Source organism: Sulfuricurvum sp. (assembly GCF_049587615.1).
In the GTDB taxonomy this organism is placed as follows: domain Bacteria; phylum Campylobacterota; class Campylobacteria; order Campylobacterales; family Sulfurimonadaceae; genus Sulfuricurvum.
This window is the reverse complement of record NZ_JBAVEF010000053.1, coordinates 158,299-181,717: the sequence shown is the minus strand read 5'-3', so window position 1 is coordinate 181,717 and position 23,419 is coordinate 158,299. Positions and strand designations below refer to the sequence as shown.

Genomic DNA, 23,419 nt, shown 5'->3' with positions numbered 1-23,419 from the left:
TTTATATCCAATCGATTAAAACCTATTTTGAATCGATTATTCAATGCCGGAATTGATCCAAGCAATGCAATCGACCGTACTGTAATTCATACACTAAGACATACATTTGCAAGTCAATTGGCTATTGCTGGAACTCCAATTTTTACTATTCAAAAGCTCATGAATCACCAGGATATCAGTCAAACTCTCCGATATGCCAAGCTGTCACAAGAAACAGGAAAAGATGCCGTTCTATCAATGTCAAATTTATTATTTTTAGGGGTGTAAAATGGAAAAGTTTTTACGAGTCAAAGATGTTGCAGAGATGTTGTCAATTGGTCAAAGTACCGTCTGGCTATATACAAAAACAGGTAAATTACCTAAGCCTATAAAATTAAGCCCTGGTGTAACGGTATGGAAACTCTCAGAAATTGAACAATTTATGAGTTCACTGAAATAAGACCCCCTACCCTACTCTGATACGAATAATGGCATTAATCATATCATTATATGATACAATTAACCTATGAAAACGTATCAAACCTATATTTGGCAGAATAGTGACTGGCCACACTTTACTTATGATCTGACACAATTTCAGGCTCTCTTACAAGAGATTCGTTATCAGCAAGGATTGCTCGATGGAATTTGTAAAGGATTGAGCGAAGAGCATCTGCTTGAGATGCAAAGCGAAACGCTTGCACTCGATGCCGTGACTACTTCTGAGATCGAAGGAGAAATACTCTCTCGTGATTCAGTACGGTCCTCTATTTTTAAAAAACTTGGCATTTCGTATGAAACACAAGACCGCTCTACCGTCCAAACAGATGGACTAATCGATATTCTCCTTGATGCTTCTAGAAATTCTATGCAGCCGTTTGATGAAAAACGTTTGTTCTCTTGGCACGCTGCATTGTTTCCGACTGGATATTCTGGAATGCACAGAATCAATGTTGCATCCTATCGTGGAGAAGAGCCAATGCAGGTCGTTTCAGGCCGTATCGGTAAAGAAAAAATTCATTATGTTGCACCGCCACGTGATAGAGTCGAAGAAGAGATGCAACGCTTTTTTAATTTTATCGATACTCCAAATGATGAAAACGGATATGTACGCGCTGCTATTGCTCATCTATCGTTCGTCATCGTTCATCCGATGGACGATGGAAATGGGCGTATTGCCCGTGCATTGTCGGATATGATGCTTAGTCGAGCTGAGAATAGTTCTGTGCGCCTTTATTCGATGAGTTCTGCGATCAACGATACCAAACACGGTTATTATGAGATCTTAGAGCAAACGACTACAGGCACGATGGACATTACTGCATGGATAGGATGGTTTTTAGAAACAGTATTGCAAGCACAGAAAAATGCCCATAAAACTATCGAGACCGTATTGGCGAAAACGAAGTATTGGCAAGTACATCTGCATACCGATCTGAACCAGCGACAAATAAAGATGCTTAATCGTCTACTTGATGCAGGTAAAGAAGGGTTTGAGGGTGGAATGAATTCTCGTAAATATGCATCGCTTTGTGATTGCAGTCGTGTGACCGCTAGCCGTGATCTGAGTGATCTGCTTGAAAAGCGTTGTATCGTTCATCGTGGAGCGGGTGGACGGAGTACGAGTTATGATATCAAGTGGAAATAGAGGACCCATTCAGCCCACACGCACTATAATAAATAAATACAAATGAAGATATGTGAATAGATAGAAGGAATGATAAATTATGAGTTTTAAAAACATCGAAGCACTTGAAAAACGGTTATGGTCAGCGGCGGATGAGCTGCGTGCCAATTCCAATCTAACTGCATCAGAATATTCTCGTCCGGTATTGGGACTGATCTTTTTACGTTATGCTGAGTATCGCTATCTGATAGCCAAAGAGGCAATCGAATCTACACAAACTTCCCGTCGTCGTGGAACGGATATCAAAACTGCGATTCAAGCTGAAGGGGCGATGTATGTCCCCGATGTTGCATTGTTCGATAATCTCCTAAAACTTCCTGATGGAGCCGATATCGGACGTGCGATCAATGACGCGATGAAAGCACTTGAAGCCGAGAATGAAGCGATCCGTGATACTCTCCCGAAAACCTATACCAAATTTGATAATGCTATCCTTATCACTCTCTTGAAAAACTTTGCGGGGATTCGTTTTGACATCGGTACGGATGTATTTGGGCGTATCTATGAGTATTTTCTCACCGAGTTTGCCAAGAGCGAAGGACAAGGGGGCGGAGAGTTTTTTACCCCTGCACATTTAGTACGTCTCATCACCGAGATCATCGAGCCGTATCACGGTAAAGTTTTTGACCCTGCTTGCGGAAGCGGCGGGATGTTCGTCTCTAGTGCATCGTTCGTAGCTGAACACAACCGTAACGCCAGCAGTGAGCTCTCGATCTTCGGTCAGGAAAAGACGGGGGATACCGTCCGTATTGCTAAACTCAATCTCGCGGTTCATGGGTTACAAGGGGATATTCGTGAGGGAAACTCCTACTATGAGGATATTCACCAATGTGCCGGACAGTTTGATTTTGTCATGGCAAATCCACCTTTCAACGTCAACAACATCCAAAAAGAACGGATAGCGGACGACAAAGCCCGTTTCCCCTTCGGAATGCCCAACGTCGATAATGGCAACTATCTGTGGATACAGCTCTTTTATGCGAGTTTGAACGATACCGGTCGTGCCGGATTCGTTATGGCAAACTCTGCGGCGGATGCCAGAGGGAGTGAGATGGAGATTCGCCGTCAGCTCATCGAGAGTGGCGGAGTGGATGTGATGGTTGCGATCAGTTCGAACTTCTTTTATACCGTGACGTTGCCGTGTACGCTGTGGTTTTTGGACAAGGGCAAACCGCAGTCCCGAAAAGACAAAGTCCTCTTTATCGATGCGCGCCATATCTTCAAGCAGGTCACTCGATCGGTGCGTGATTACAGCTCTGAGCAGTTGAATTTCATCGCTGATATCGTTCGATTATATCGTGGCGAAGCGACTGATGACACCTATAAAACCCACCATGAGGACGAACGCAACGACGGTGAGTATACGGTAGAAAGATTTTTCGCTGATGGGACGTACCAAGACATTGCGGGGCTCTGTAAAGTTGCAGCGATCGACGAGATCGCTGCGCAGGGATACAGTCTCAACCCTGGGCGCTATGTCGGTGTTACAGCAGGAGTAGAAGATGACGAGGAAGAATTTGCTATCCGACTCGAAACACTCCAAGAAGAACTCGAAGTACTTAATGCCGAAGCGCATGAACTGGAACGACGGATTTCGGAGAATGTTGCTGAGATTTTGGGTTAAAGCATGGATAGTATGATGACTTTAAATGATGTTTGCGAATTTATCGTTGATACAAAACATAAAACACCAAAGTTCACAGCAGAAGGCTATCCTTGTATACGAACACCAAATATTGGTAGAGGATATTTTATTTTGGACGGTGCCAAGTGTGTTTCTGAAGAATCATATCTTGAATGGACAGAACGTGCCACACCCAAAGAAAAAGATTTGATTTTTGCTCGTGAAGCCCCAGTCGGAAACGTTGCAATTATTCCAGCAAATTTAAAAGTCTGTCATGGACAGAGAACTGTTTTGATACGACCTAATAAAATGAAAGTAGATGCTCATTATTTAATGTTTTTACTTCTAGGAGATGAAATTCAAAATAGAATTTTATCAATGGCAAGTGGAGCTACAGTAGCACATTTAAATATGAGTGATATTCGAGCTTTAGAGCTTCCGTTACTTCCAAGTATTGAGAATCAGAAAAAAATAGCCTCTATTCTTTCCACCTATGACGACCTTGTCGAAAACAACAACCGCCGCATCGCAATCCTCGAAGAGATGGCTCGTAGTCTCTATAAGGAGTGGTTTGTCAAATTCCGATTTCCCGGTCACGAAGAGGTCAAAATGGTCGATTCGGCGCTGGGGCAGATACCGGAGGGGTGGAGAGTAGTGAAACTATTTGATACAGCTTCACCAACGTATGGTTATGCATTTAAATCATCATTATTTAATGATAAAGAAGAAGGAACACCCGTTGTAAGAATACGAGATATCCTTAAAAATATTTCAAATACATTTACACCTGAGCATCCGAAAAAACAAGATCAGATTCTAAAAAATGGGGATTTGCTTATCGGTATGGATGGCGACTTTCACATGGGTAAATGGGCGGGTGGACATGCTTATCTAAATCAACGAGTTGTTAAAATAACTCCAAAAGAGGGATACTCTGCCTATTTTACATTTTTGAGTATGGAAAAGTCTATCAAGGAACTAAACGTTTCAATTGTAGGAACAACAGTAGCACATCTTGGAGATAGTCATCTAAAAGAGATTCAAATTATATTGCCAGAAGAGAAGATACGGTTAACAGCTAATGCCATTTTGGATCTTTTGTTTAAGCAGGAAATTAATCTTAGAGTACGAAATCAAAATCTGAAAACTCAACGGGATATGCTTTTACCGAAGCTGATTTCGGGGAAGATAGAAATTGCTGAATAATGAGGTTGTCTTTATTTGCTTCACACTACTTATTAAATCTACAAGAACAAAATACATGCGTAGTAGAAAATGTATTGCCATTCCCAGTTTTAGACCCTAAATTATTAGAAAGTATTCGTCCCGTTACTTATTTTAGTGATGATATTGAAGGAATGTTGGGTTGTTATCGGTACTCAATGCTTGGAAGTGGTTTTATCATCAATTATGCTGACACGTTGCTGTTTATGACAGCGAGACACGTGCTTGGGCGAAATAGTATGCATAAGGACTACGATATCTTTATTCGTAAACAAGAAAATATGTTTTTAATCAGAGAAATAGGCAAAGGATTAGATTTAAAAGATGCTGATGCACGAATACATCTAAAAGCTGTTTATACTCCCCCAATTAACTTGGATTTTGATCGTGATGATTCATTTGGTTTGCTTTCAATGGAAGCAAATGATGTGACTGTAGCTGTACTAGATGATAACTATAAAAAAGAACACATAAGATGGAATATTTTCAGACAAGGTCTTTAGAAAAGTCAGATATTGCTTATGCAATTGAAGGAGATCTTTTGTATGTCGTTGGGTTTCCAAGTGCAATGAACTACTTAGAATATAATGAAGAAAATAATTCTGCGAATATGTATCTTAAAAGATGCCATTTGATTGGTCATTGTAGCAAAAATATAAATGCTGTACAGGCTGAAATGACAATTGATATAAACACATGTAATAATGTTAATTTGAATGGTATTAGTGGTGCACCGGTGTTTAAATATGAAGAAGAATCAAGTTGCTATAAATTAGCTGGAATGGTTATTAGTGCTGATTCTATTGGCGGGACAAAGATACGGTTTTTAACTACAAATTATCTTTCAATACACCTAATAATGACTGACATGAGATTTCCTTTTTCATATACAGACAATTTTTTACCAAAAATGCAAGAAAAGCACATAGAAGAAATTAGTGAAATATTTGGAAAAGATAAAGTTGTTTTATCTAATGGCATAGTAAATATTTCATATTCTAACGATGATATTATTAACTTTAATGCAAATCATGATTTATGTTTTTATGTGCTGTATTTATTAGGGGATACTGAATTATGTAGTTCAAAGAATATGTATTTTATGCAAAATATATTTTCTCGAACAATTGATTGGATGGAGTTATACAAGGGGTTATTAGCTAAAAGAGATTTATTTTCACAAGAACATATACACCTAATGGATAAAATGTTCCATGATATAGAGGAATATCATGATTTTAAATTAGAAGCAAAAAATATAATTCAAAAACTTGGATTATGATTTATTTGAGTTCAGATGGAACGTCGAAAGACGTTCTATCGATTTTACTTCCCTTTTTTCGTTTGACTAAGGGCGCTAGCAGCGACTGATTTACAGGCTTTGCTTGCAGAAGGGCTTTTCAGCACTTTTGATGCTGTAGAAGCTACATTAGAGGATGTCTGCTTTTTATTTGCCATGGTGTCTCCTTTCATAATATTTTCTCCTAAATCATTTCTTGAACAAGAAAGATAACAATCTTTCAAATAATCCTGAGGATTTAATGGTTGTTTGTTCAGGGTCATGTTTTTGGTCATAATAAGCTGTCTTGTTATTCTGATCCTGATGTTTCACAGCGGCAATTTGCTGTTTGCTAAAGCCACCCGCCCATTGAACAGAATTGCGTCTAATAAAATAATGTGACTTGCATGGAAAATCCCAATTTCCTATCGAAGGATTAAGTGATACAGATTGTCCATTAAAGGATAGTTCCCAATCAGTTGGAGAAATAGGCGTAACTACTTCTCTTTTACACCCACACGCACAAAGGTGCGTAGCAGTTTTGTACTCAATAGAAATATAGAGTACCCCTTCTTCAAGTTTTTCCGGAATATATTCTACAAACTCATGTCTCATCTTCTATTTTCCCTAAATGCATCGTATCAAGATTGAATAGTGTTTGTCCGACATCAAACGTGCTTTGATAAAAGCCCGCATGTTGTTTCCAACTAATAACTGCCAGTGCAGCATTAAAAGCATTAAGCTCCGCTATTTGGATGTTAGTGCTATAAGCATCTTCTTCGCCATCTGTAAGATCAATATACTGCTTTAGAGTATGGCGTGTGGAAGATGTGATGGATGTCGTTCGTACCATTCCTCTCAACTGACCCTCGTCTGTGATGTTGATACCAAGCCCAACATCAATATACGGAATATTGTTGGCATCAAGGTAACTAAAAACTTTAGCTTTTATGCTTCCTTCATCGATAGCCACAAATACAAAGTTAAGCTCTGCCATCTTTTCCAGATGCTCATCATCCATAAAAACTGCATGTGCATAGATATCTCCGCGCATTTTAGAATAGATACCTTTTAGATAATCTACTTTTGATAGACCAGAGTTCAGTTCATCCAAGGTCGGTGCACCCGGAGCACGAAATGCATTATGTGAATAGAAGATATCTCCATCAAATAGATGAATCTCTTTAACGGGAGTTTTAGCCACAAAATCCAAAATATAAGATCCAGTTCCTCCAAGACCGATTAGTCCGAGTTTGTATCCTGTCAGTTTTTCTGCAATCGAAGTAATTGATGCACGGCTAGAGTTAGTATCAATATAGTTGAATACAGATGACTCGTCGTCTTGCATGGCTTTATAAACTTTTGCCGTAATACCTGGCTCCAGCGTATATGCCGGACCAGAAAGGATATTAATATAGTTGGTCATCTTGTGGTGGTAATCATTATAGCCATTTGCAGGCTTGCTTGAAAACGACATATTTGATATGATGTCATTTCCAAGATTAGTAACTGTTTTCTGATGTAAAATCTGCGTAAGTTCTTCACCATTGGCGTGGTGAGGTGTATCGCCAACAAAGTAAGCTACGTGTTCGCCGTTATATGATGCTTTCTGTCCTGAAAGTACAAGCGTCGAAACGAGTTTCCCTAAGGCTGTCTCTTTGTTAGCGTTTACATAAGGGACATCTTCAATAACTAATAATCCCCCTCGCACAAAAATACTGTAACCTTCATCTCGAAGCCGTTTTAAATCAGGGCTATGATTTATTAGTTGTGCTGACATTAAACACCATCCCATCTTTGATAACGATGCTACCACCTAAGGAAACTGTTCCTTCCGAATTTCCATGGGGTCCACGTTCAAATGTGATGATATACAATGTAGTTTGTCCAGCTTCCGGAATTTTTGCCATCTGCAAAATCTGATCATACGTAAGTTTGTGTTCAGTAGTCGTAATTCGTCTTCCGTTAATGATGATGCTGTACTCTTTGTTTTGTCCAGGTGCATCTTCCCCGTGTTTTTCATTAGACATGGTTACTCCTTTATGTCTTTATATAACTGAATATTGAATGAACCGGTAAGATTCCGATCCAAAAGGCCTGAAATATTTCACATTTCTCGAAGAGAGTTTATTTATGAAATACGTTTACAAATATACTTAAATAAAACATAAATGTCAACCTGATTCAGCCTATATGAAGAAAATTTACTTTACAATCTCTATAAAGAACAGTTAATCTGTAAACCATCGAAGGAGTGACGATGTTTGGAGAACGACTAGAGCGGGCACGCAAAGCAGCTGGATTATCACTACGCGCACTGGGTGAAAAAGTTGGCGTTAGTCAAACTGCAATTTCAAAGTTTGAAAAAGATCAACTTGTTCCTGATTCAGGGATGTTACTTAAACTCTCTATGGCGCTTGGAGTGAAGTCTGAATACTTTTTCCGCCAACATAAAGTAGAAATAAATCTTGAAAGTGTTGAATATCGCAAGCGGGAAATCCCAAAAAAATCGCTTGATTTGATCAATGCTAAGATTCTCGATGAAATTGAAAAACGGTTTGAATTGGAATCCTTTTTTCCGATACCGCCAATCAAATCATTTGTACTATGCGATGAATTATCTGAATATATTGGAACAATTCAAGAGATCGATTCTCTTGTGGATAAATTACGTGCCAATTGGGAACTGGGATCTGCTCCGATTCTGGATCTGATCGATGTTTTGGAGGGGCAAGGAATCCGTGTGTTTTCTATAAAAGACAGTATTGATAGTAAATTCGATGGACTAGCGGCAAAGATCCATGATCAGCCGGTTATTGTGATCAGCTCGGATTGGCCGGGAGACCGACAGCGTTTTACCTTGGCACATGAACTGGGGCATTTGGTGCTGAAAGGGCGATTGTCAAAAGAAATTGACGAGGAAAAAGCTGCCGACCGTTTTGCCGGGGCATTTTTGCTTCCAACTCATGCGATACGGCATGAGCTTGGGGAACATCGGAACTTTATAGAAATCCGTGAACTAGGGCTATTGAAAACCGAGTATGGGATCAGTATGTTGGGAGCAGTGATCCGAGCATATCAAACAGGGATCATCGAGAAGAAAACCTATTCGGCGGTGTGGGAGATGTTCAAGCGAAATGGATGGCTGAAAAAAGAGCCGGGTGATCAGTACCCATCCGAAAAACCTCATGTGTTTGAGCAACTTGTTTTTCATGCATTAGCTGAAGATTTTATCGGTGAATCTAAGGCAGCGCAGTTTATGGGAATCAGTACCATCGAATTTTATAATATACGTATGATGAGTGCGTAAACGTGCAGCTGCTTATCAGTGACAGCAATATCCTGATCGATATGATGGTAATTGGACACATCGAGACGATGTTTCGACTCCCTTATACATTTGCTGTCCCTGATATTTTGTATTTCGAGGAATTACAGGCACAACACAGTGAACTTCCGGATTATGGACTGGAAGTACTGGAGCTAAGCAGTGAAGCGGTAGGTTATGCGATGTCATTGTCTGGTCGTTATAATGGCCCTGGTATGAACGATTTGTTTGCCCTCGCGTTGGCACGAGAGCATACATGTCCATTACTGACGGGAGATAATGACCTTAGACGTGCAGCGGATGAAGAAGGGGTGGTCTTATATGGGACGATCTGGATCATCGAACATATGGTTCGGCATCGATTCGTGACCATCGCGGAAGCTCACAGATTGATCGAAGAATTGAAAGAAAAGAAACGGCGTTTGCCGTGGGATGTGGCCAGAGCGCATCTATATGAATTTGAGAGGGAATTGGGGCTGGAAACATGAGCTACACCGAAGATTCAATCGTTGAACAAAGCGCGCTAAGTATTTTTCATGAGATGCAATGGCAGAATCTAAATGTCTACAAAGAAGACTTCGGTGAAAACGGAACATTGGGACGTTTTAATCGTAGCGAAGTCGTTCTTCGTCCGCGACTCCTCCATGCTCTCGAAAAATTAAATCCTTCTATCTCTAAAACCTCCCTCTCTGAAGCTGCTGATATGATTATGCGGGATCGTTCCGCTATGAGCCCGATCGCAGCAAATCAAGAAGTCTATAAAATTATCAAAGATGGTTTAAAACTGGGTGTCCATAATGAAGAGGGAGAAAGCGAAGATGTGACCCTTCGAGTGATCGACTGGGAACAACCGGAAGAGAATGATTTTCTGCTGTGTTCACAGTTTTGGATTATGGGGGAAACGCAACCTAAACGGGCGGATCTGATCGGATTTGTGAACGGACTTCCACTCGTATTTATAGAACTTAAATCATCACACGCGAAACTCTCCAAAGCCTATAACGAAAATCTCAAAGACTACAAATCATCCATCCCTCAGCTTTTCTGGTACAACCAGCTCATTATCCTCTCAAACGGTATTGCTTCTAAGATAGGGACGGTTTCGAGCAGCTGGGATCATTTCAGTGAATGGAAAAAAATTGAACGTGAAGATGAGCCGCGACGGGTAAGTTTGGAAGTTATACTACGGGGAACCTGCGAGAAAAACCGCTTGCTTGATTTGATCGAAAATTTCACCCTCTATATCACGAAAAAAGAGACCGTAAAGATTGTTGCAAAATACCATCAGTTCCTCGGTGTCAACCAATCATTAAAAGGTATCGGACATATCAAGGAGATCGAAGGAAAGCTCGGGGTGTTCTGGCACACGCAGGGGAGCGGAAAGAGCTTTTCGATGACGTTTTTTGCTCAGAAAATCTTTCGTAAGCTTCCGGGTAACTGGACGTTTGTTATCGTGACCGATCGCAGTGATTTGGATGATCAGATATACAAAGGGTTTCACAGTGCAGGTGTATTGGCAGAAGAGTGCCAAGCAGATTCAGGGGATGATTTACGATGGCTACTCAGCGAAGATCACCGGTTTGTCTTTACCCTAATTCAAAAATTCCGTGCACCTCTTGGTGAGACATATCCGCTGCTATCAGAACGTGATGATGTCATTGTCATCACCGATGAAGCTCACCGTAGCCAGTACTCATCCATGGCGATGAATATGCGTTCTGCATTGCCTAAAGCATCTTTTATCGCGTTTACAGGAACACCATTACTTTCAGGGGAAGAGAGAACTAAAGAGGTATTCGGTGATTATGTCAGCGTCTATAACTTTTCAGATGCGGTTGAAGATGGTGCAACGTTACCACTCTATTATGAAAACCGTGTACCAGAAGTAGGATTGAAGCGTGATGATTTGGGCGATGCGATTCTCGAACTCCTAGATGAGGCTGATCTGAGTGATGAACAAGAATCGAAGATGGAGAGGGAGTTTGCAAGTGCCTACCATATCATCACTCGAAAAGAGCGTTTAGAGACGATTGCACATGATATCGTAGAGCATTTCATGGGGCGAGAGTATATGGGTAAAGCGATGATGGTTTCTATCGATAAACCAACTGCTGTCAAAATGTATGATTTGGTACAGACAGCGTGGAGAGTAAAAATAGAGCATCTTGAAGCCGAAGCAAAAACGGCAAGAGGCAGTGTATTATCCAAATTGCAAAACGATATCGAGTATATGCGTCAAACGGATATGGCAGTTGTCGTGTCGGGTGGTGTAGGTGAAGAAGATCGACTGCGTTCACGTGGTGTGGAAATCGCGCCGCATCGATACCGTATGGAACATGAAAAGCTTGATGAGAAATTCAAAGACCATGATGACCCGTTGCGTATCGTATTTGTATGCGCTATGTGGCTGACCGGATTTGATGCCCCTGCTGTTTCGACACTCTACCTTGATAAACCGCTTAAAAGTCATACCCTCATGCAAGCCATAGCAAGAGCCAATCGACTTTTCCCCGGCAAGCCTAATGGTCAGGTTGTCGATTACATCAGTATATTTGGAGCACTGAGAGAAGCTCTGGGGCTGTATGGAGCAACACTGGACGGATCAAAGATTGATCTGCCGGCTATTGATAAAGAACGTTTGTATGAAGCACTAATGGTTGCAATGTCCGAAACTAAAAACTTTTTAGACGGGCATGGTGTTTCGTTGCAGGCTATTATCAATGCAACGCAACTTGAAAAGCTTCGATTGCTCGATGCTGCCAGTGAAATGATGCAAGAGCCTTCTAATAAAGAAGCATTTACATCTTATCTGCGTCAAATCAATCGTATCTTCAAAGGAATCTTACCTGATGTACGCGCGGAAGCGTTTATAGCAGAGCGTGTAGCGATCAATGTCATCTATCAGCAAATGCGGTTGAAGGCTGGCGAAGACATCGATGATGAAGAGGTGTTGCAAGTTATTCGTGATCGAGTAAATATACTACTGGATGATGCCATTGAAACGGTAGAAATCAAATCGCATCTGCCTTCTCCGGTAAACATTTCGCAGATTGATTTTGAAGCATTAATGAAGATGTTAGAACAAATGGCTTCACCAACACGTTCAGACGCGGAACGACTCAAGAATATTATTGAGCGCAAATTGAATGTCATGATCGAGCAAAACAGTTCACGTTTGGATCTCAAAGAAAAGTTCCAAGAGTTGGTTGAGCGGTATAACCTCGGAGCGGCTAATGCCGAGGTATTTTTCGAAGAACTAAAACGCTTCATCAAAGAAGAACTCAATCCCGAAGAGAGACGTGCCGCGCGAGAAGAATTGAGTGAAGAAGAGTTGGCAATTTTCGATTTGATCGCGTCAGGTGTTGAACTGACCGAAAAAGAGCGTAAAGAGGTTAAAAAGGTTGCGCATGATTTGTTAGAGACTTTGAAACTACTTCTGGTTATCGATTGGCGTAAGAAGCAGCAGACTAAAGCAAAAGTACGTTTAACGATAGAAGAAGTGTTGGATCGATTGCCTCAAAAATACGATGAAGAGTTATGGCCGCGTTCGGTTGAACTGGTGTATCAGCATGTGTTTGATAGTTTTGGCGGATTGAGGGCGTCGTAATAATTACAATATTTTTTATTAAAGTCCTGAAATGTAGATATTTAATTTGGAATAATCATGACAAATTGTCATGTTTTATAAAATGAAATAATCAATGTGATATCGTATGATAAAAAGGAGTAGAAAATGGATCAAATTTTCAAGATATTAGAACAAGGAAATTACAAAGTAGCTATTATCATGATTTTAGTATTTGGATTGTTTAATATACGAAAAATCTATGATTTCTATGATTTTATTCGAATGAATAAATTAAAAAAGAATTTGGATCATATGTCAAACGAACATATAGAACTATCTATGAAAACTTTACTTCAAGATCAAATACATAATGAGCTTTTTCGATTAACTACTGGAATTAATGTCGAAAATTTTTTTAGACAACAACTGATGCAACTTCATGAAAATTCGAAAGGATTTATTACATATAGACAATTAAAACATGCTCTCCCATATTTAAAACTATATAAAAATGAGCTAGCTGTTTCAAGTAATATTGATCTATTCTTTTATGCAGTCATTAATATATTTTTCTTTTTTGTATTTCTTGCAATTGGTAGTGAAGTGATAAAAGTGCCTTTTTTGATGAAACCATTTTCATACTATAACTTGCTTGGCGGGTTTTTTGTAGGTTTTATTATTTATTTAATTGCATCGTATTATTTATTAAAAGCATATGCAGTGTTGGATGCAAAAAAGATTTCATTATATTTAAATAGCCCAAATCGTGTAAAAGAATAACGAAGATTTTACTCTAAAAACCCTCTTCACAAACTCCTTTTTAACTGCTAAAATTTTCCCAGTCGCGACTGAGAGCATTCTCACTATTGGAAAAGAGCCGTGTAATACAAACGCACTCTTTTCACCTTACAGGCAAAGATCTTGATCAGATGTTTGTAACTGTTGTATCCTAAAAAAATGGCCCAATCTTTCATATGGCATGAAAAATCAATTGATTGGTAACGGTGCATTTACTGCACCGCTATCTATAATTTTTGGAGAATAACAATGGAATTTCTAAAATGTCTTTTTAAATCAAACAAAGTATGTTTATCACACCAAGAGATATGTGATTTTATCGATGATCGTATCGCATTTCACACCCGAGGCGATGAGATGGAGCAAATTATTTTCGGTGGTCAGGATAGTGTTTGGAACGCTCCGCACTACGCCAAGCTCAAAGGTGAAGTGAACGAGCATCTTCGTGAAGCGGAACTGGATAGTGTCATAGTGTTGATCGAGCATCAGCGATTAAAAAGCCTTCAGATCGAGGAGTTAAAACTGCGCCTTGAACTGCATGAGAAAGGAGAACGATTATGAGTTTAGAGCACTTTTTCGTCTATTTAGTAGAAGTCAGTATGTTGATGCTTGGAAGCGTTATGCTATGGACTCATACCAAAAAGAAATCGCTTCTTGCGCTCTTTGTATTGCTTACCCTCACAACGGTAGCTATGGGGTGGTTTATGAACTATGCAGCTCATAAAACCATTCCACTCATCATGATTTATACCATTGTGGCAGTTGAGTACTCTATGGTTCAGATGGACCGACGTATCGATGCCTTGATAAGTACAGGAGTTAAGTCTGTGAAACCCCCATATAAACTGATTCTCTTTATCTTGGTAGTACTCAGCGGCGTTGTGGGAGGTTTATTGACGTCACCGCCATCGGCAATGCAATCACATATTGAATTGGTCATAGCCATTGTTCTTATCGCAGTGGCACTTGTGAGCAGAATCATCCGTATTATCTTAAGAGGGTATCAAGCAACCCCCAAAGAGAACCTATAAAACGGCTCATTATTTGGGGAGGATTCTACCTCCCCGCACTGGTGTTAGCATGGCGCGCTCAAACACTCACCGACTATCTGCAAAGCATTGTCGGCGTAGTGCTGGGAGCACTGCTGTGTTATATCCTCACCCATAGAAATACTCCGTGGGTGAGAAGTCTACTGGAGCGGTTTTAATCGCTCTAGCAATAAAAAGAAAGTTTTACAAACAATGAAACAAAAAAGGAAAAAAGATGCTAAAACTATTCGTATTGATCGCACTGGTCTATCTGTTTATTCGCATGCTCCTAAATTACAAAGCGTCACTATCTACTACGAAGACATGGGAGAAGAACAGCTGGAACTTTATCAGCGATTTCGATCTCTTCACCCCCAACGAGAATTCGTTTGGATCTCACCAGGACTGCCAAGGAATTGAGATTAACCCCGCAACCGGTTTGCCTATGATGGGGTGTGTTGATGTCTGCGGTAACCCTTATGGGTTTGATATGCACCACTGTGGCAGCAGTCATGGTTTTAGTGACCATGGAAGTAGTTTTGGAGGATATGGTCATGATGACTAAAGCCAAACGTATTGCCAGAGTATTGGTCCTGATAGATGTGATTGTATTTGGTTCAGGCTCTCTCTATGCACTATTCATGAACACCTATGGAGGATGAAATGAACATTGTCCTCACCCATCATGCTCTCAAGCGTTTAAAAAAACGGTTCGGGATTAAATCTAAACCAACGGCGGTGCGTTATGCCGAAACGATAGTTCGCGGAGGTAAGTCCTTTGTGTTGGAGAACGGATGTGTCCGCTATCTCTATCTGGGGCACAGCTATATTTTTACGAACACGACCAATAGTGAGGACGAGCCGGTATTACTGATGCTTACCGCGTGCAATGATGAAAAAAGCAGTGAATACTCTATTTATCGCCAAGGGGAGAGAAAGAAACACTCCACCCCAAAGAGGTCTCACTTACAGCGATACATCGCCTAAAGAGAAATCAATAGACTTTAAAAAAATCGGTGATGTCGCATTCGAGAATATGGGCGATCTGATAGAGGTGCTTGATATTAAAGTGCTGTTTATCGAGATAAAGTTCACTCTGAGAGATAAGACCCGGGGATTTGAGATTCATCGCAAATGAGAGATCAAGCTGAGTCAAACCGTTGAGTTCACGAAGCGCTTTGACATTTCTTCCGATACGTCGGTACAGCTCATCAACATCCTCTTGGGTAAGATCTTCCAGTGTTCTCAATACGGCTCCAAATAATTAGTAATTACTATTTAGAGTGTACTTATGTTATACTCCTTCACACAAATAGTAATAGCTATGCAAGCAGAAAAAGAAAGGAAAAAACTGCACTATGAATTCAAGAAATATACTTATAGCCTTAGCGCTAAGCAGCGCGTTATACGCCGATCAACAACCCATTTCTAATGCTTTTATCGCAGGGATGAAAGAGATGAAAATCGAAGTAAAAATGACTGATGCGTCCAATACCATTGAAGTAGTCACACCGATTGAAGAACTTCCCCTTATAGGAGGGGGAGTAACGTATAAAACCCGAAGTGAAGATGCTAAAGATATGCTGGAACGTCAATGCTTCGCATATGGGGGAGATGTCTATTTTACAATCAAGGACAGTTTCGGCGATACGGTAGAGGCACATAGTCTTGATCATGCTAAGGTCAAAGCGCTATCCGCAGAACAGCGAAATGAATACACCAAACTCAAACCCGAAGATAAATACTTCTTTGTTAAATCACGTAGTGACTTTCGAGAGTTCTTTACCGATCAGCGTCTCAAACGAGGTTTCATCGCCGATACTGATGCTCTACGACCTCAGAACTTTTATTACGATACGACATGTAAATCAATCGATACCGGTAAAACCATCTATACGGCTAAAACCAAACGCTATCCCGACACTATGGTTGTCACGTTTAGTGAAGCGGTAGCGGTGGATAACTTTGCAAAGCCGAAGATCTCTAAAACAATCGAGTCCCTATTTGCCGAATATGTAACGGAGCAAAAAGGGAATAAATACCTAATTAAGTACGCTCCATTCAAAAGTCAAACAGAAATGGCAAGAGCATTCTGTGAAGAGGCATCAGGTAAACTCATAGTCGATGGCGGTGAAACGAATATCTATAGCAAACCGGTGATAATGAAAAGAGAGATGGGATGTGCTGATATCGAACATCCGTTTGTATTTCGAATGATTGAACCGTTCAAATTTATGCTTCTTGCCGATACGACTCCAACCTATGCAAAAAACAACCTCGTCATTGATCAAAGTGACGTATCGAATATACAGATGCAAGGTCTTGCTCTCTCAACCTCAATGCTTCCACTTGGTGCTCAAAGTGAAAATAATATCGGCAACCGTAAACTGGTCTCTACACTCTACAGCGATAACGGTATGAGCAAGCTAGTGAATATCCAAGAGGTAGGTGGAAACAAGACCTACAGAAACTATAAAGTTCAAAACAATGAAGCACGAGATATTACCGATGAGCGGTTTGTTTATTCCAACCTAAAACACCCTCAATCGATCCAAAACGCTAAGAGCTCATTAGTTCAGCAATGCAGCCAATACGGTGCTGGTAAAGTATCGATTGATGGTTATACGGCAACGTGCAGCAGACAAGCCTATGGGAATCAATGCAGTGTCAATTTGATCTATATGCGTAATGATCAGTTTGCCGGGCGTGAAGTGTCTGGGTGTAAATAAAAGTTTTTTAAACAATAACATAAGGAGCTAAAAATGAAACTAAAAACTATCCTAGCAGCTATGCTGCTCACAACTACTTTTATCCATGCCGATCCTTCACCGTTTGGTTTAGAAATCGGCAAATCAACAATCGGTATGATGAAAGAAAAATATGATTCCAAGTTTGTTGGAATCAATAATATTAGTCAAGGTGACGTATATGATCTTGACCCGAGTGAATTAGGAATTGAAGGGATGCAATCAGCACGAGTAATTTACGATAAAAACGGAAAGTTGACGGGAGTCTTTACTACCTTTTCAAAGGAGAAATTTCAATACCTTTTCGGACAAATGAAAAGTAAATATAAACTGGTCACTTCTAATATTCCGTTTGTTGGAGATACTTCCGCCAAATTAACCAATGGTAATACCGAAATACAGCTCAATGCTCCACACATGAGCTTTGAAATGGAATTGAATTACGTCGATAAAAATTTGCTCAAAGCTGCAAAACAAAAAAGTTCGAGTGATACTCAACGTAAATCAAAACAAGAAGCATCGCATTTATAAGGAGAAAATAATCGTGGAGAAATTCTTTGCCATTATGGCGGTATTACCGTGTTGGCGATTATCACGAAAGCAGCATATTTTTATTTGTATAAGATGAATCAGACGAAACATTGATAGTATCATGTATTATATTTCGTAAATTTTACATGATTAGGCATAATAATGAAAATATCGGCGTCAAATGGGTATTATCTTCCTTCTTATTTTTTTATGAAAATTGAATCTAATGAAGACATTTTAACAGTTGTTGAAAATAACGAGCAAACTTTTGTCCATGAATATCTACACTTTCTTCAGGATTTGATACTCCCTTACAATATTCGAAATACGCTAGTCTCAAATAGGAATTTTGCCATTATCAACGCCACCGGTTTTCATGACAAAGAAATAACACGCCCATTTGATAAATGGGATGATGATGCTAAGTTAACTATGAAACAACTGCATTATACATGGGGTGGTAAAGAATTTAAAAATGAAAAGGAAAAAATAGCTTCTATAGATACCGAATATTTTGAAATTGAAACTGGCGCGAAAGTATACGGATATATTTTAACTACTGAAACAGGATATCAGTATCATGTTGGGTCTAGAGACTTTTTAGAATACATAGCGCATAAAATTGAGGCTAAGAATTGGAGTGTGTCACATCCTGTATTTCCATATGAAACAATTGATCTTATCTTTGAGTATTATTCTCTTCAGTGGATTACCGATGATGTTAAATTGTGTTTAGTAGAATTTTCATTATATAACGATAATCCCATGAATCAGCTGATATTTATAATAAAAAATTTGGTAATTGACCATCCTGACCAGTTTGATACTTATGCTAATTGTAAGGCTACTTTACTCAGTCTGCAATGGAACGCTAGTGGTGGTTTTCAAGAAACATTATTTACTAAAACAGAAAGAAGATTAATTGATTTAAAAATATCACTCTCTGAGAAATATGATAATAGCAATTTTAATAGTATCAAGATGTGGATTGATCATGTAATCCAATTTTCTAAAGTTGAGTTATCGAATAGATTTATATTTACTGAACTATATATACTGAATCATGCTGAATTCAAAGAAAAAATATCTTATTTTGTAAAGGAAATTGGAATTCCAATGGTGTTTAACCAAAAAGAAGAATCTATATCGTTATTGCCGGAAATCTATAATCACAATGATTTTATTCAGCTTTATGCAGCGAATAAATTTATCGAATTTACAGAATCAACTGCTAAGAAGTGTGGAATGTTGGAATTTTGTAACGTGAGTCGTCCTGAAATTGTTGATGACAAATGTGTAAATAATCCAATATTACGCGCTAGATGCACAGAATTATGTCCTTTTGGATTTTTTATCAAGAGTTATGGATTACATGAGATAGAGTGGAAGTGACTAAAACAAACTTTGAGTTAGACAATAATGTTTTTTACCTTTCTCCTGTACTCTAAAGTAAAAAATTTGTACTTCAATACTTTGATTTGTCAAAAACAAATATGCATTGATGGAAAATAAATGATTTTAGCATGATTCATCGATGGCAAACTTAATAGGTTAAAATGGACGATTTATACGTAACACTCCTCGTATAAAAGTTATTCAAAAATATTTTTTACGCCATAATTGCACAAAACATTACTAAATAAGAGATTATATGAGTTTTATTCCGGATCATGAAAAATTATTTTTATACTATAGATATATTTTATCAATCGAAAATATTTTGGCTGCGAAACCAAAGAAACACGAGATAAATGAACCAATAGATTTGTCCAAAAAAATTGAAAAGAAGTGGGACGAATATAGAAAAAAGCTTTTGAACAAGAGTGACACAGCGGATTTACCACGTTTCTATGAAAAAGATATGTCTCCGTCATTGTATTTACATAAAGATGCTTGTAAGTTTTTTGAAGAAATGAATTTTATCGAATGTTTTAGCAATTTGAAAAATAAAGGTGACTCGAAATTATTAAAAAAGCCTCTTGCACAGTCTATTAAAGATTTCGACGATTTTACGTATGGACAAGAATTTACATATGCGTATTGCATTATTGTAAATTTTGCGCGGTTAGATAAATCAGAAGCGACATATTTTCCAATGGCTGCCCTAATGTTGCCGTCACTTGATATGCAAAACAAGCCGATACCATTTAATAGATTGGCTGAACTTGCAAAATTTATTTTAGGCTTAGAGCCATTGTCTAAAGATTTTGACATCGAGCCACAGCCTATTGATGTAGTTGTAAATCCTAAGCTTCTCGAATTTAATTTGTCTCCAGATGAGCTATTCGATATCAAAGCTGAAAATGCAAAGGAGCTACAAGAAAAAGTTGCAGCAGTTATTAAAAAAATCAGAGAGAATCTTATTGATGGAGATAAACTTATTGAAGGAACATTTGTCGGAGCGGTTTCTCAAAATTATACTCGTGGCCTTTTGACGATGTATGATTCTCTACATGAAACAGGGTTCAACGATCTCTTAATACAATATTTTTCAATTCATGCAACTAAAGGTTTTGGGGGCATCAACAATATCAACGTTAAAGACATTATAACCTCCAAGCAGATTGTGGATTCGTTTGAAAGTCATTTTGGAAGTTTTGATAGTAAATTTTCCTTAATGAACTCGCAGCGAAAAGCCATGGCCTGTTATTTGCAAAATGAGAGATCTATTATTCCAGTTAATGGAGCACCAGGTACAGGTAAGACTGCACTTCTACGAGCTATCAGTGGTGACTACATAGTAAAATCAGCATTGGATGCATTTGAACATTTTCGAAAGACAAAAAGCGTTACATTCGCAACACCGATTCTTTGCTCTTCGACAAATAATCAAGCGTTATACAATATTTGCGAAGGTCTTGAATCGGGTTTCAAGGAAACACTTCAATTAAAACGATTGCAATTTGAGAATAAAGAAGCAATTCTATATGAACGGTGGATCAAGGCAACGTTCGAATTCAAAGATAAATCCAAATCTTCCAATGATGACATTGATGAAAGTGATGTGAATGAAGTTCCTGAGAGTGTTAAAAATGACAATGTAATTGACTTTTCAAAAACGCTTTATGCCCCTGTAGTTAAAAATTCATCCGACAATTACTTTGTTATGAGAAAAACTATAATGACTACTATATTGGCAAATGCATCAGAAGGATACGATTACTATCTGAATCAATTTGCCTTGTCATTTCCGGATATTAATATTGATGGTAAAACTGTTGTAGAACAATTACTGAAATGTGCTGAATATTTCAATGAATGTATCAAAAGTAATATTACCCAAATCAAAAAGAGACAACTTTCCCAAAAAGATTTGCAATCACTCGCGGACTGCGAGATAAATGCAATAATCAAAAATAAAACAATAGCTCCTGAATTACTAAAAAAGATTTTATCTTCAACAATAAGATCCGATCAAAAACTTCTTGAGGCTGTGAACAATATAGCGGTGAAAGATCCATTATATTTGCCAAATTTGCAATCTCAAATAGATGCTCTGACGAAAGACATTAACGCAATCATTTTTGATATCAATGAGAATCAAGTCAAAATTTTGTCATTGGAGATGATCATTGCCAAAAATAATGATCAGATTGACATTTTAAACGATATGGACCCATTAACACATTCTGAGTTTAAATCAAAAGAATCTTGGTTCATTCAAGAGATGTTGCGTAAAGAAATTAAGTTTATTGAAAGTGAACGAGATGAAGCGTTACGTAAAGAAATCATCGTAGCATGGTTTCTTGAGAAGCTTTTCTATAAATTTTTTAATATAGGTAGTCTCGCAAGATCATTGAACCGCATAAATAAACGGTTCGATGAGGATATCTTTGATTTAAAAAATAATTACGACAGACAATCAAAGTTAGTAAAAGATCAAGTTCTTGAAGCAATATATAAACTGATTGTGGCAGAAAAAGCTCAGATCAATGAGGAAAGTTTCAAAATTCAGCAGAAAATTAATGATCTTATCAACAAAAATCAGTCACTTTCAAATAGAATCAATAGCTTAGAAAAAGAAAAAAAATCAAATCAAGCTATTCATGCTGAAGGTACAAAAATACTTCAATTCGTGCATCAGTCAATAGATGAGATGGGAATAGTATTAGACGTTCAAAGTATTATTGATCTTTTACTATGTAACAAAACTATTTTGGAAATTCAGACTTATGAAGAGCAAAAAGGGCAATTAGACAAGTCCTTACGTACTGATAACTTTTATTATGCTTTACATTTACTTGAAGCACTTTTCTTTATCCATTTTTTTGATGAAGGCAAAGGAGATGTAGGTAGTTATAATTGCCCGGCTTGTGGCAAAGGCACAATGAACAAAAATAATCATGGCAATTTTATTTGCTCTAGTTGTAATGCAACCTGTGCAAAAGCGAATTACAGTTATTTTGAAGCATTACCATATCAGTCCGATAAATGGTTTGCAGGGTTATTTAAAAATAAAACAGCATTTTGTAAGTCAAGTAAAGAAAGCTATTCTCTTATTTTTAATATAGCTGACAGTAAGCAGACATATATTAATGTAGTACGTTCTAACAACGATTGGAATTTACTTTTACCAATTTTTCCAGTCATCAGTATGACTTGTAATTCCATGGGTAGTGTAATTGCTGAAAAAAAAGGAAATAAGAAAATTATTGAGCCCAGTTTGTTTGATTTTATGTTGATTGATGAAGCAGGCACAATTCCACCATCGAAAATGGTTATTTTGCAAGCAGCAAAAAGAGCAATGTTTTTTGGTGACGTAAAACAACTCAAACCTGTATTTGCCTTTGATGTTAACTTCGAGCATAAAGTGCTTGGACGATATTGGTCTGAAGAAAAACAGATTAATGAAATTGTTGATAACTTTAGTTGTGCAGCAGATATTTTTACTTTTAACTCTAAAAACAGTCCTCCAAAAAGAACTAATGATGCTATGAGCATTGCGAATGCATCAACTATTTTCTTTCTTCCATATAATCCAAGTAAGCTAGAAGGAGATATTTGGCTCAAAGAACATTTCAGATGTGCATTGCCTATTGCATCTATTGCTAATGAACTAACATATTTTAATGAAGTGATTCCAATGAAAAAACAGGAATCATATAAACACCTGTATTTTGTTGAACGAGACGGAGAAAGAAACGAAGACTACGTAAATACCATAGAAGCTGAAGCCATAGTAAAGTTTATAATAGATAAAAAAGAGATTTTTAAGGCGATGCTTAATATCCAAGTGGATAACGAATTTTATAAGGGTATTGGTATTGTTACTCCTTTTAGTAATCAACATTACTATATTGAAAAACTTTTGAACGAAACAGAAAAGAATTACAAAGGAATCAATCTAATAAAGGTTGGAACAGTGCATAAGTATCAAGGTTCAGAACGGCGAATTATTATTTTTGCATCAGTATATGGGATGAGGCATGCTGGTAAAACACCAATAATGTTTTTCAATCGAGATGAAACTGAAATGATAAATGTTGCTGTAACAAGAGCCAAGGATATTTTCGTTTGTTTCGGAAATAAAGAGGCTTTAAAGCAAGAAGGTACCTATTCTGGATTAATGTTGAACCATATTCTAATGCATAATCCCGATATTCTTAAGATGTGAATGTAGTGATCA

Annotated in this window: 25 protein-coding genes; 20 read left to right on the top strand and 5 right to left on the bottom strand. The window is 38.2% G+C overall.

Translation table 11 applies throughout. The features are described from left to right. The 7 genes from WB308_RS11025 to WB308_RS10995 form a co-directional block, all read left to right on the top strand. Window positions 1-267 (top strand): tyrosine-type recombinase/integrase (locus WB308_RS11025; RefSeq protein WP_424191459.1); only part of this gene is annotated, 267 nt, incomplete at its 5' end. Window position 268: 1 nt separating this feature from the next. Further along, window positions 269-439 carry a helix-turn-helix transcriptional regulator gene (locus tag WB308_RS11020; protein ID WP_424191457.1) on the top strand — a complete coding sequence of 57 codons (171 nt, stop codon included), beginning with the start codon at window positions 269-271 and terminating at the stop codon, window positions 437-439. A 66-nt stretch (window positions 440-505) separates the two neighbouring features. After that, complete coding sequence (locus WB308_RS11015; protein ID WP_424191455.1) at window positions 506-1,627, top strand: Fic family protein; 1,122 nt, start codon at window positions 506-508, stop codon at window positions 1,625-1,627. 79 nt (window positions 1,628-1,706) lie between these two features. After that, window positions 1,707-3,290, top strand: coding sequence for a type I restriction-modification system subunit M (locus WB308_RS11010; protein ID WP_424191453.1), 1,584 nt, complete (start codon window positions 1,707-1,709; stop codon window positions 3,288-3,290). Window positions 3,291-3,293: 3 nt separating this feature from the next. Next, window positions 3,294-4,496, top strand: coding sequence for a restriction endonuclease subunit S (locus WB308_RS11005; RefSeq protein ID WP_424191451.1), 1,203 nt, complete (start codon window positions 3,294-3,296; stop codon window positions 4,494-4,496). Continuing rightward, complete coding sequence (locus WB308_RS11000; protein WP_424191449.1) at window positions 4,496-5,017, top strand: hypothetical protein; 522 nt, start codon at window positions 4,496-4,498, stop codon at window positions 5,015-5,017. Before WB308_RS11005 ends, WB308_RS11000 begins: the two co-directional genes overlap by 1 nt. Then, window positions 4,990-5,796, top strand: a complete 807-nt coding sequence (locus WB308_RS10995; RefSeq protein ID WP_424191447.1) for a hypothetical protein — start codon at window positions 4,990-4,992, stop codon at window positions 5,794-5,796. Before WB308_RS11000 ends, WB308_RS10995 begins: the two co-directional genes overlap by 28 nt. Before the next feature lie 44 nt (window positions 5,797-5,840). On the opposite strand, the gene WB308_RS10990 is transcribed toward WB308_RS10995, so the two are convergent. The 4 genes from WB308_RS10990 to WB308_RS10975 are packed head-to-tail and all read right to left on the bottom strand — an operon-like array spanning window position 5,841 to window position 7,823. Further along, window positions 5,841-5,972, bottom strand: a complete 132-nt coding sequence (locus WB308_RS10990) for a hypothetical protein (protein ID WP_013450030.1) — start codon at window positions 5,970-5,972, stop codon at window positions 5,841-5,843. A gap of 31 nt (window positions 5,973-6,003) precedes the next feature. Continuing rightward, window positions 6,004-6,408: a DUF6527 family protein gene (locus WB308_RS10985; protein WP_424191444.1), complete on the bottom strand. Its 405-nt coding sequence runs from the start codon at window positions 6,406-6,408 to the stop codon at window positions 6,004-6,006. After that, window positions 6,398-7,573: a ThiF family adenylyltransferase gene (locus tag WB308_RS10980; RefSeq protein WP_424191442.1), complete on the bottom strand. Its 1,176-nt coding sequence runs from the start codon at window positions 7,571-7,573 to the stop codon at window positions 6,398-6,400. The genes WB308_RS10985 and WB308_RS10980 overlap by 11 nt, the downstream gene beginning before the upstream one ends. After that, a complete protein-coding gene (locus WB308_RS10975; RefSeq protein WP_424191440.1) occupies window positions 7,548-7,823 on the bottom strand; it encodes a multiubiquitin domain-containing protein in 276 nt (91 codons plus the stop codon). The genes WB308_RS10980 and WB308_RS10975 overlap by 26 nt, the downstream gene beginning before the upstream one ends. A gap of 230 nt (window positions 7,824-8,053) precedes the next feature. Between WB308_RS10975 and WB308_RS10970 the strand changes: the two genes are divergently transcribed. From WB308_RS10970 to WB308_RS10930, 9 genes are all read left to right on the top strand, one after another. Next, window positions 8,054-9,103, top strand: a complete 1,050-nt coding sequence (locus WB308_RS10970) for a helix-turn-helix domain-containing protein (protein ID WP_424191438.1) — start codon at window positions 8,054-8,056, stop codon at window positions 9,101-9,103. Between the two features lie 2 nt (window positions 9,104-9,105). Further along, entirely contained in the window at window positions 9,106-9,609 is a 504-nt protein-coding gene (locus WB308_RS10965; RefSeq protein ID WP_424191436.1) for a PIN domain-containing protein, read from the top strand. Then, window positions 9,606-12,728: a type I restriction endonuclease subunit R gene (locus WB308_RS10960; RefSeq protein WP_424191434.1), complete on the top strand. Its 3,123-nt coding sequence runs from the start codon at window positions 9,606-9,608 to the stop codon at window positions 12,726-12,728. The genes WB308_RS10965 and WB308_RS10960 overlap by 4 nt, the downstream gene beginning before the upstream one ends. Window positions 12,729-12,854: 126 nt before the next feature. After that, window positions 12,855-13,469 carry a hypothetical protein gene (locus tag WB308_RS10955; RefSeq protein ID WP_424191432.1) on the top strand — a complete coding sequence of 205 codons (615 nt, stop codon included), beginning with the start codon at window positions 12,855-12,857 and terminating at the stop codon, window positions 13,467-13,469. 267 nt (window positions 13,470-13,736) lie between these two features. Continuing rightward, the gene (locus tag WB308_RS10950; protein WP_424191430.1) at window positions 13,737-14,048 is read left to right on the top strand and encodes a hypothetical protein; all 312 of its coding nucleotides are present in this window, start codon (window positions 13,737-13,739) and stop codon (window positions 14,046-14,048) included. Beyond that, the gene (locus tag WB308_RS10945) at window positions 14,045-14,518 is read left to right on the top strand and encodes a hypothetical protein (protein WP_424191428.1); all 474 of its coding nucleotides are present in this window, start codon (window positions 14,045-14,047) and stop codon (window positions 14,516-14,518) included. The genes WB308_RS10950 and WB308_RS10945 overlap by 4 nt, the downstream gene beginning before the upstream one ends. 41 nt (window positions 14,519-14,559) lie before the next feature. Then, a complete protein-coding gene (locus WB308_RS10940) occupies window positions 14,560-14,694 on the top strand; it encodes a hypothetical protein (protein WP_424191426.1) in 135 nt (44 codons plus the stop codon). Window positions 14,695-14,750: 56 nt separating this feature from the next. Continuing rightward, window positions 14,751-15,080, top strand: coding sequence for a hypothetical protein (locus WB308_RS10935; protein WP_424191424.1), 330 nt, complete (start codon window positions 14,751-14,753; stop codon window positions 15,078-15,080). Between the two features lie 98 nt (window positions 15,081-15,178). Then, complete coding sequence (locus WB308_RS10930) at window positions 15,179-15,502, top strand: hypothetical protein (RefSeq protein WP_424191422.1); 324 nt, start codon at window positions 15,179-15,181, stop codon at window positions 15,500-15,502. Between the two features lie 7 nt (window positions 15,503-15,509). Here WB308_RS10930 and WB308_RS10925 read toward each other — a convergent pair whose 3' ends face one another. Beyond that, window positions 15,510-15,764, bottom strand: a complete 255-nt coding sequence (locus tag WB308_RS10925; RefSeq protein WP_424191420.1) for a helix-turn-helix domain-containing protein — start codon at window positions 15,762-15,764, stop codon at window positions 15,510-15,512. Between the two features lie 109 nt (window positions 15,765-15,873). On the opposite strand from WB308_RS10925, the gene WB308_RS10920 reads away from it, so the two are divergent. The 4 genes from WB308_RS10920 to WB308_RS10905 all read left to right on the top strand — a co-directional run bounded on the left by WB308_RS10920 (window position 15,874) and on the right by WB308_RS10905 (window position 23,407). Further along, window positions 15,874-17,244, top strand: coding sequence for a hypothetical protein (locus WB308_RS10920; protein ID WP_424191418.1), 1,371 nt, complete (start codon window positions 15,874-15,876; stop codon window positions 17,242-17,244). 33 nt (window positions 17,245-17,277) lie between these two features. Further along, window positions 17,278-17,793, top strand: coding sequence for a hypothetical protein (locus WB308_RS10915; protein ID WP_424191416.1), 516 nt, complete (start codon window positions 17,278-17,280; stop codon window positions 17,791-17,793). A gap of 162 nt (window positions 17,794-17,955) precedes the next feature. Beyond that, on the top strand, window positions 17,956-19,185 hold the full coding sequence (locus tag WB308_RS10910) for a hypothetical protein (RefSeq protein ID WP_424191414.1): 1,230 nt from the start codon (window positions 17,956-17,958) through the stop codon (window positions 19,183-19,185). A 259-nt stretch (window positions 19,186-19,444) separates the two neighbouring features. Then, window positions 19,445-23,407 (top strand): AAA domain-containing protein, encoded by a 3,963-nt coding sequence (locus tag WB308_RS10905; RefSeq protein ID WP_424191412.1) that lies wholly within the window; start codon window positions 19,445-19,447, stop codon window positions 23,405-23,407. Window positions 23,408-23,419 lie beyond the last annotated feature (12 nt).

Excerpts from the sequence above, each read along its gene's own strand:
- WB308_RS10995 (WP_424191447.1), top strand. The coding sequence starts at position 4,990 with ATGGAATATTTTCAGACAAGGTCTTTAGAAAAGTCAGATATTGCTTAT.
- WB308_RS10970 (WP_424191438.1), top strand. The coding sequence starts at position 8,054 with ATGTTTGGAGAACGACTAGAGCGGGCACGCAAAGCAGCTGGATTATCA.
- WB308_RS10950 (WP_424191430.1), top strand. The coding sequence starts at position 13,737 with ATGGAATTTCTAAAATGTCTTTTTAAATCAAACAAAGTATGTTTATCA.
- WB308_RS10980 (WP_424191442.1), bottom strand. The coding sequence starts at position 7,573 with ATGTCAGCACAACTAATAAATCATAGCCCTGATTTAAAACGGCTTCGA.
- WB308_RS10910 (WP_424191414.1), top strand. The coding sequence starts at position 17,956 with ATGAAAATATCGGCGTCAAATGGGTATTATCTTCCTTCTTATTTTTTT.
- WB308_RS10905 (WP_424191412.1), top strand. The coding sequence starts at position 19,445 with ATGAGTTTTATTCCGGATCATGAAAAATTATTTTTATACTATAGATAT.
- WB308_RS10975 (WP_424191440.1), bottom strand. The coding sequence starts at position 7,823 with ATGTCTAATGAAAAACACGGGGAAGATGCACCTGGACAAAACAAAGAG.
- WB308_RS10990 (WP_013450030.1), bottom strand. The coding sequence starts at position 5,972 with ATGGCAAATAAAAAGCAGACATCCTCTAATGTAGCTTCTACAGCATCA.
- WB308_RS10930 (WP_424191422.1), top strand. The coding sequence starts at position 15,179 with ATGAACATTGTCCTCACCCATCATGCTCTCAAGCGTTTAAAAAAACGG.
- WB308_RS10915 (WP_424191416.1), top strand. The coding sequence starts at position 17,278 with ATGAAACTAAAAACTATCCTAGCAGCTATGCTGCTCACAACTACTTTT.
- WB308_RS11000 (WP_424191449.1), top strand. The coding sequence starts at position 4,496 with ATGAGGTTGTCTTTATTTGCTTCACACTACTTATTAAATCTACAAGAA.
- WB308_RS11005 (WP_424191451.1), top strand. The coding sequence starts at position 3,294 with ATGGATAGTATGATGACTTTAAATGATGTTTGCGAATTTATCGTTGAT.
- WB308_RS10985 (WP_424191444.1), bottom strand. The coding sequence starts at position 6,408 with ATGAGACATGAGTTTGTAGAATATATTCCGGAAAAACTTGAAGAAGGG.
- WB308_RS10920 (WP_424191418.1), top strand. The coding sequence starts at position 15,874 with ATGAATTCAAGAAATATACTTATAGCCTTAGCGCTAAGCAGCGCGTTA.
- WB308_RS10960 (WP_424191434.1), top strand. The coding sequence starts at position 9,606 with ATGAGCTACACCGAAGATTCAATCGTTGAACAAAGCGCGCTAAGTATT.
- WB308_RS11015 (WP_424191455.1), top strand. The coding sequence starts at position 506 with ATGAAAACGTATCAAACCTATATTTGGCAGAATAGTGACTGGCCACAC.
- WB308_RS11010 (WP_424191453.1), top strand. The coding sequence starts at position 1,707 with ATGAGTTTTAAAAACATCGAAGCACTTGAAAAACGGTTATGGTCAGCG.
- WB308_RS11020 (WP_424191457.1), top strand. The coding sequence starts at position 269 with ATGGAAAAGTTTTTACGAGTCAAAGATGTTGCAGAGATGTTGTCAATT.
- WB308_RS10955 (WP_424191432.1), top strand. The coding sequence starts at position 12,855 with ATGGATCAAATTTTCAAGATATTAGAACAAGGAAATTACAAAGTAGCT.
- WB308_RS10945 (WP_424191428.1), top strand. The coding sequence starts at position 14,045 with ATGAGTTTAGAGCACTTTTTCGTCTATTTAGTAGAAGTCAGTATGTTG.
- WB308_RS10935 (WP_424191424.1), top strand. The coding sequence starts at position 14,751 with ATGCTAAAACTATTCGTATTGATCGCACTGGTCTATCTGTTTATTCGC.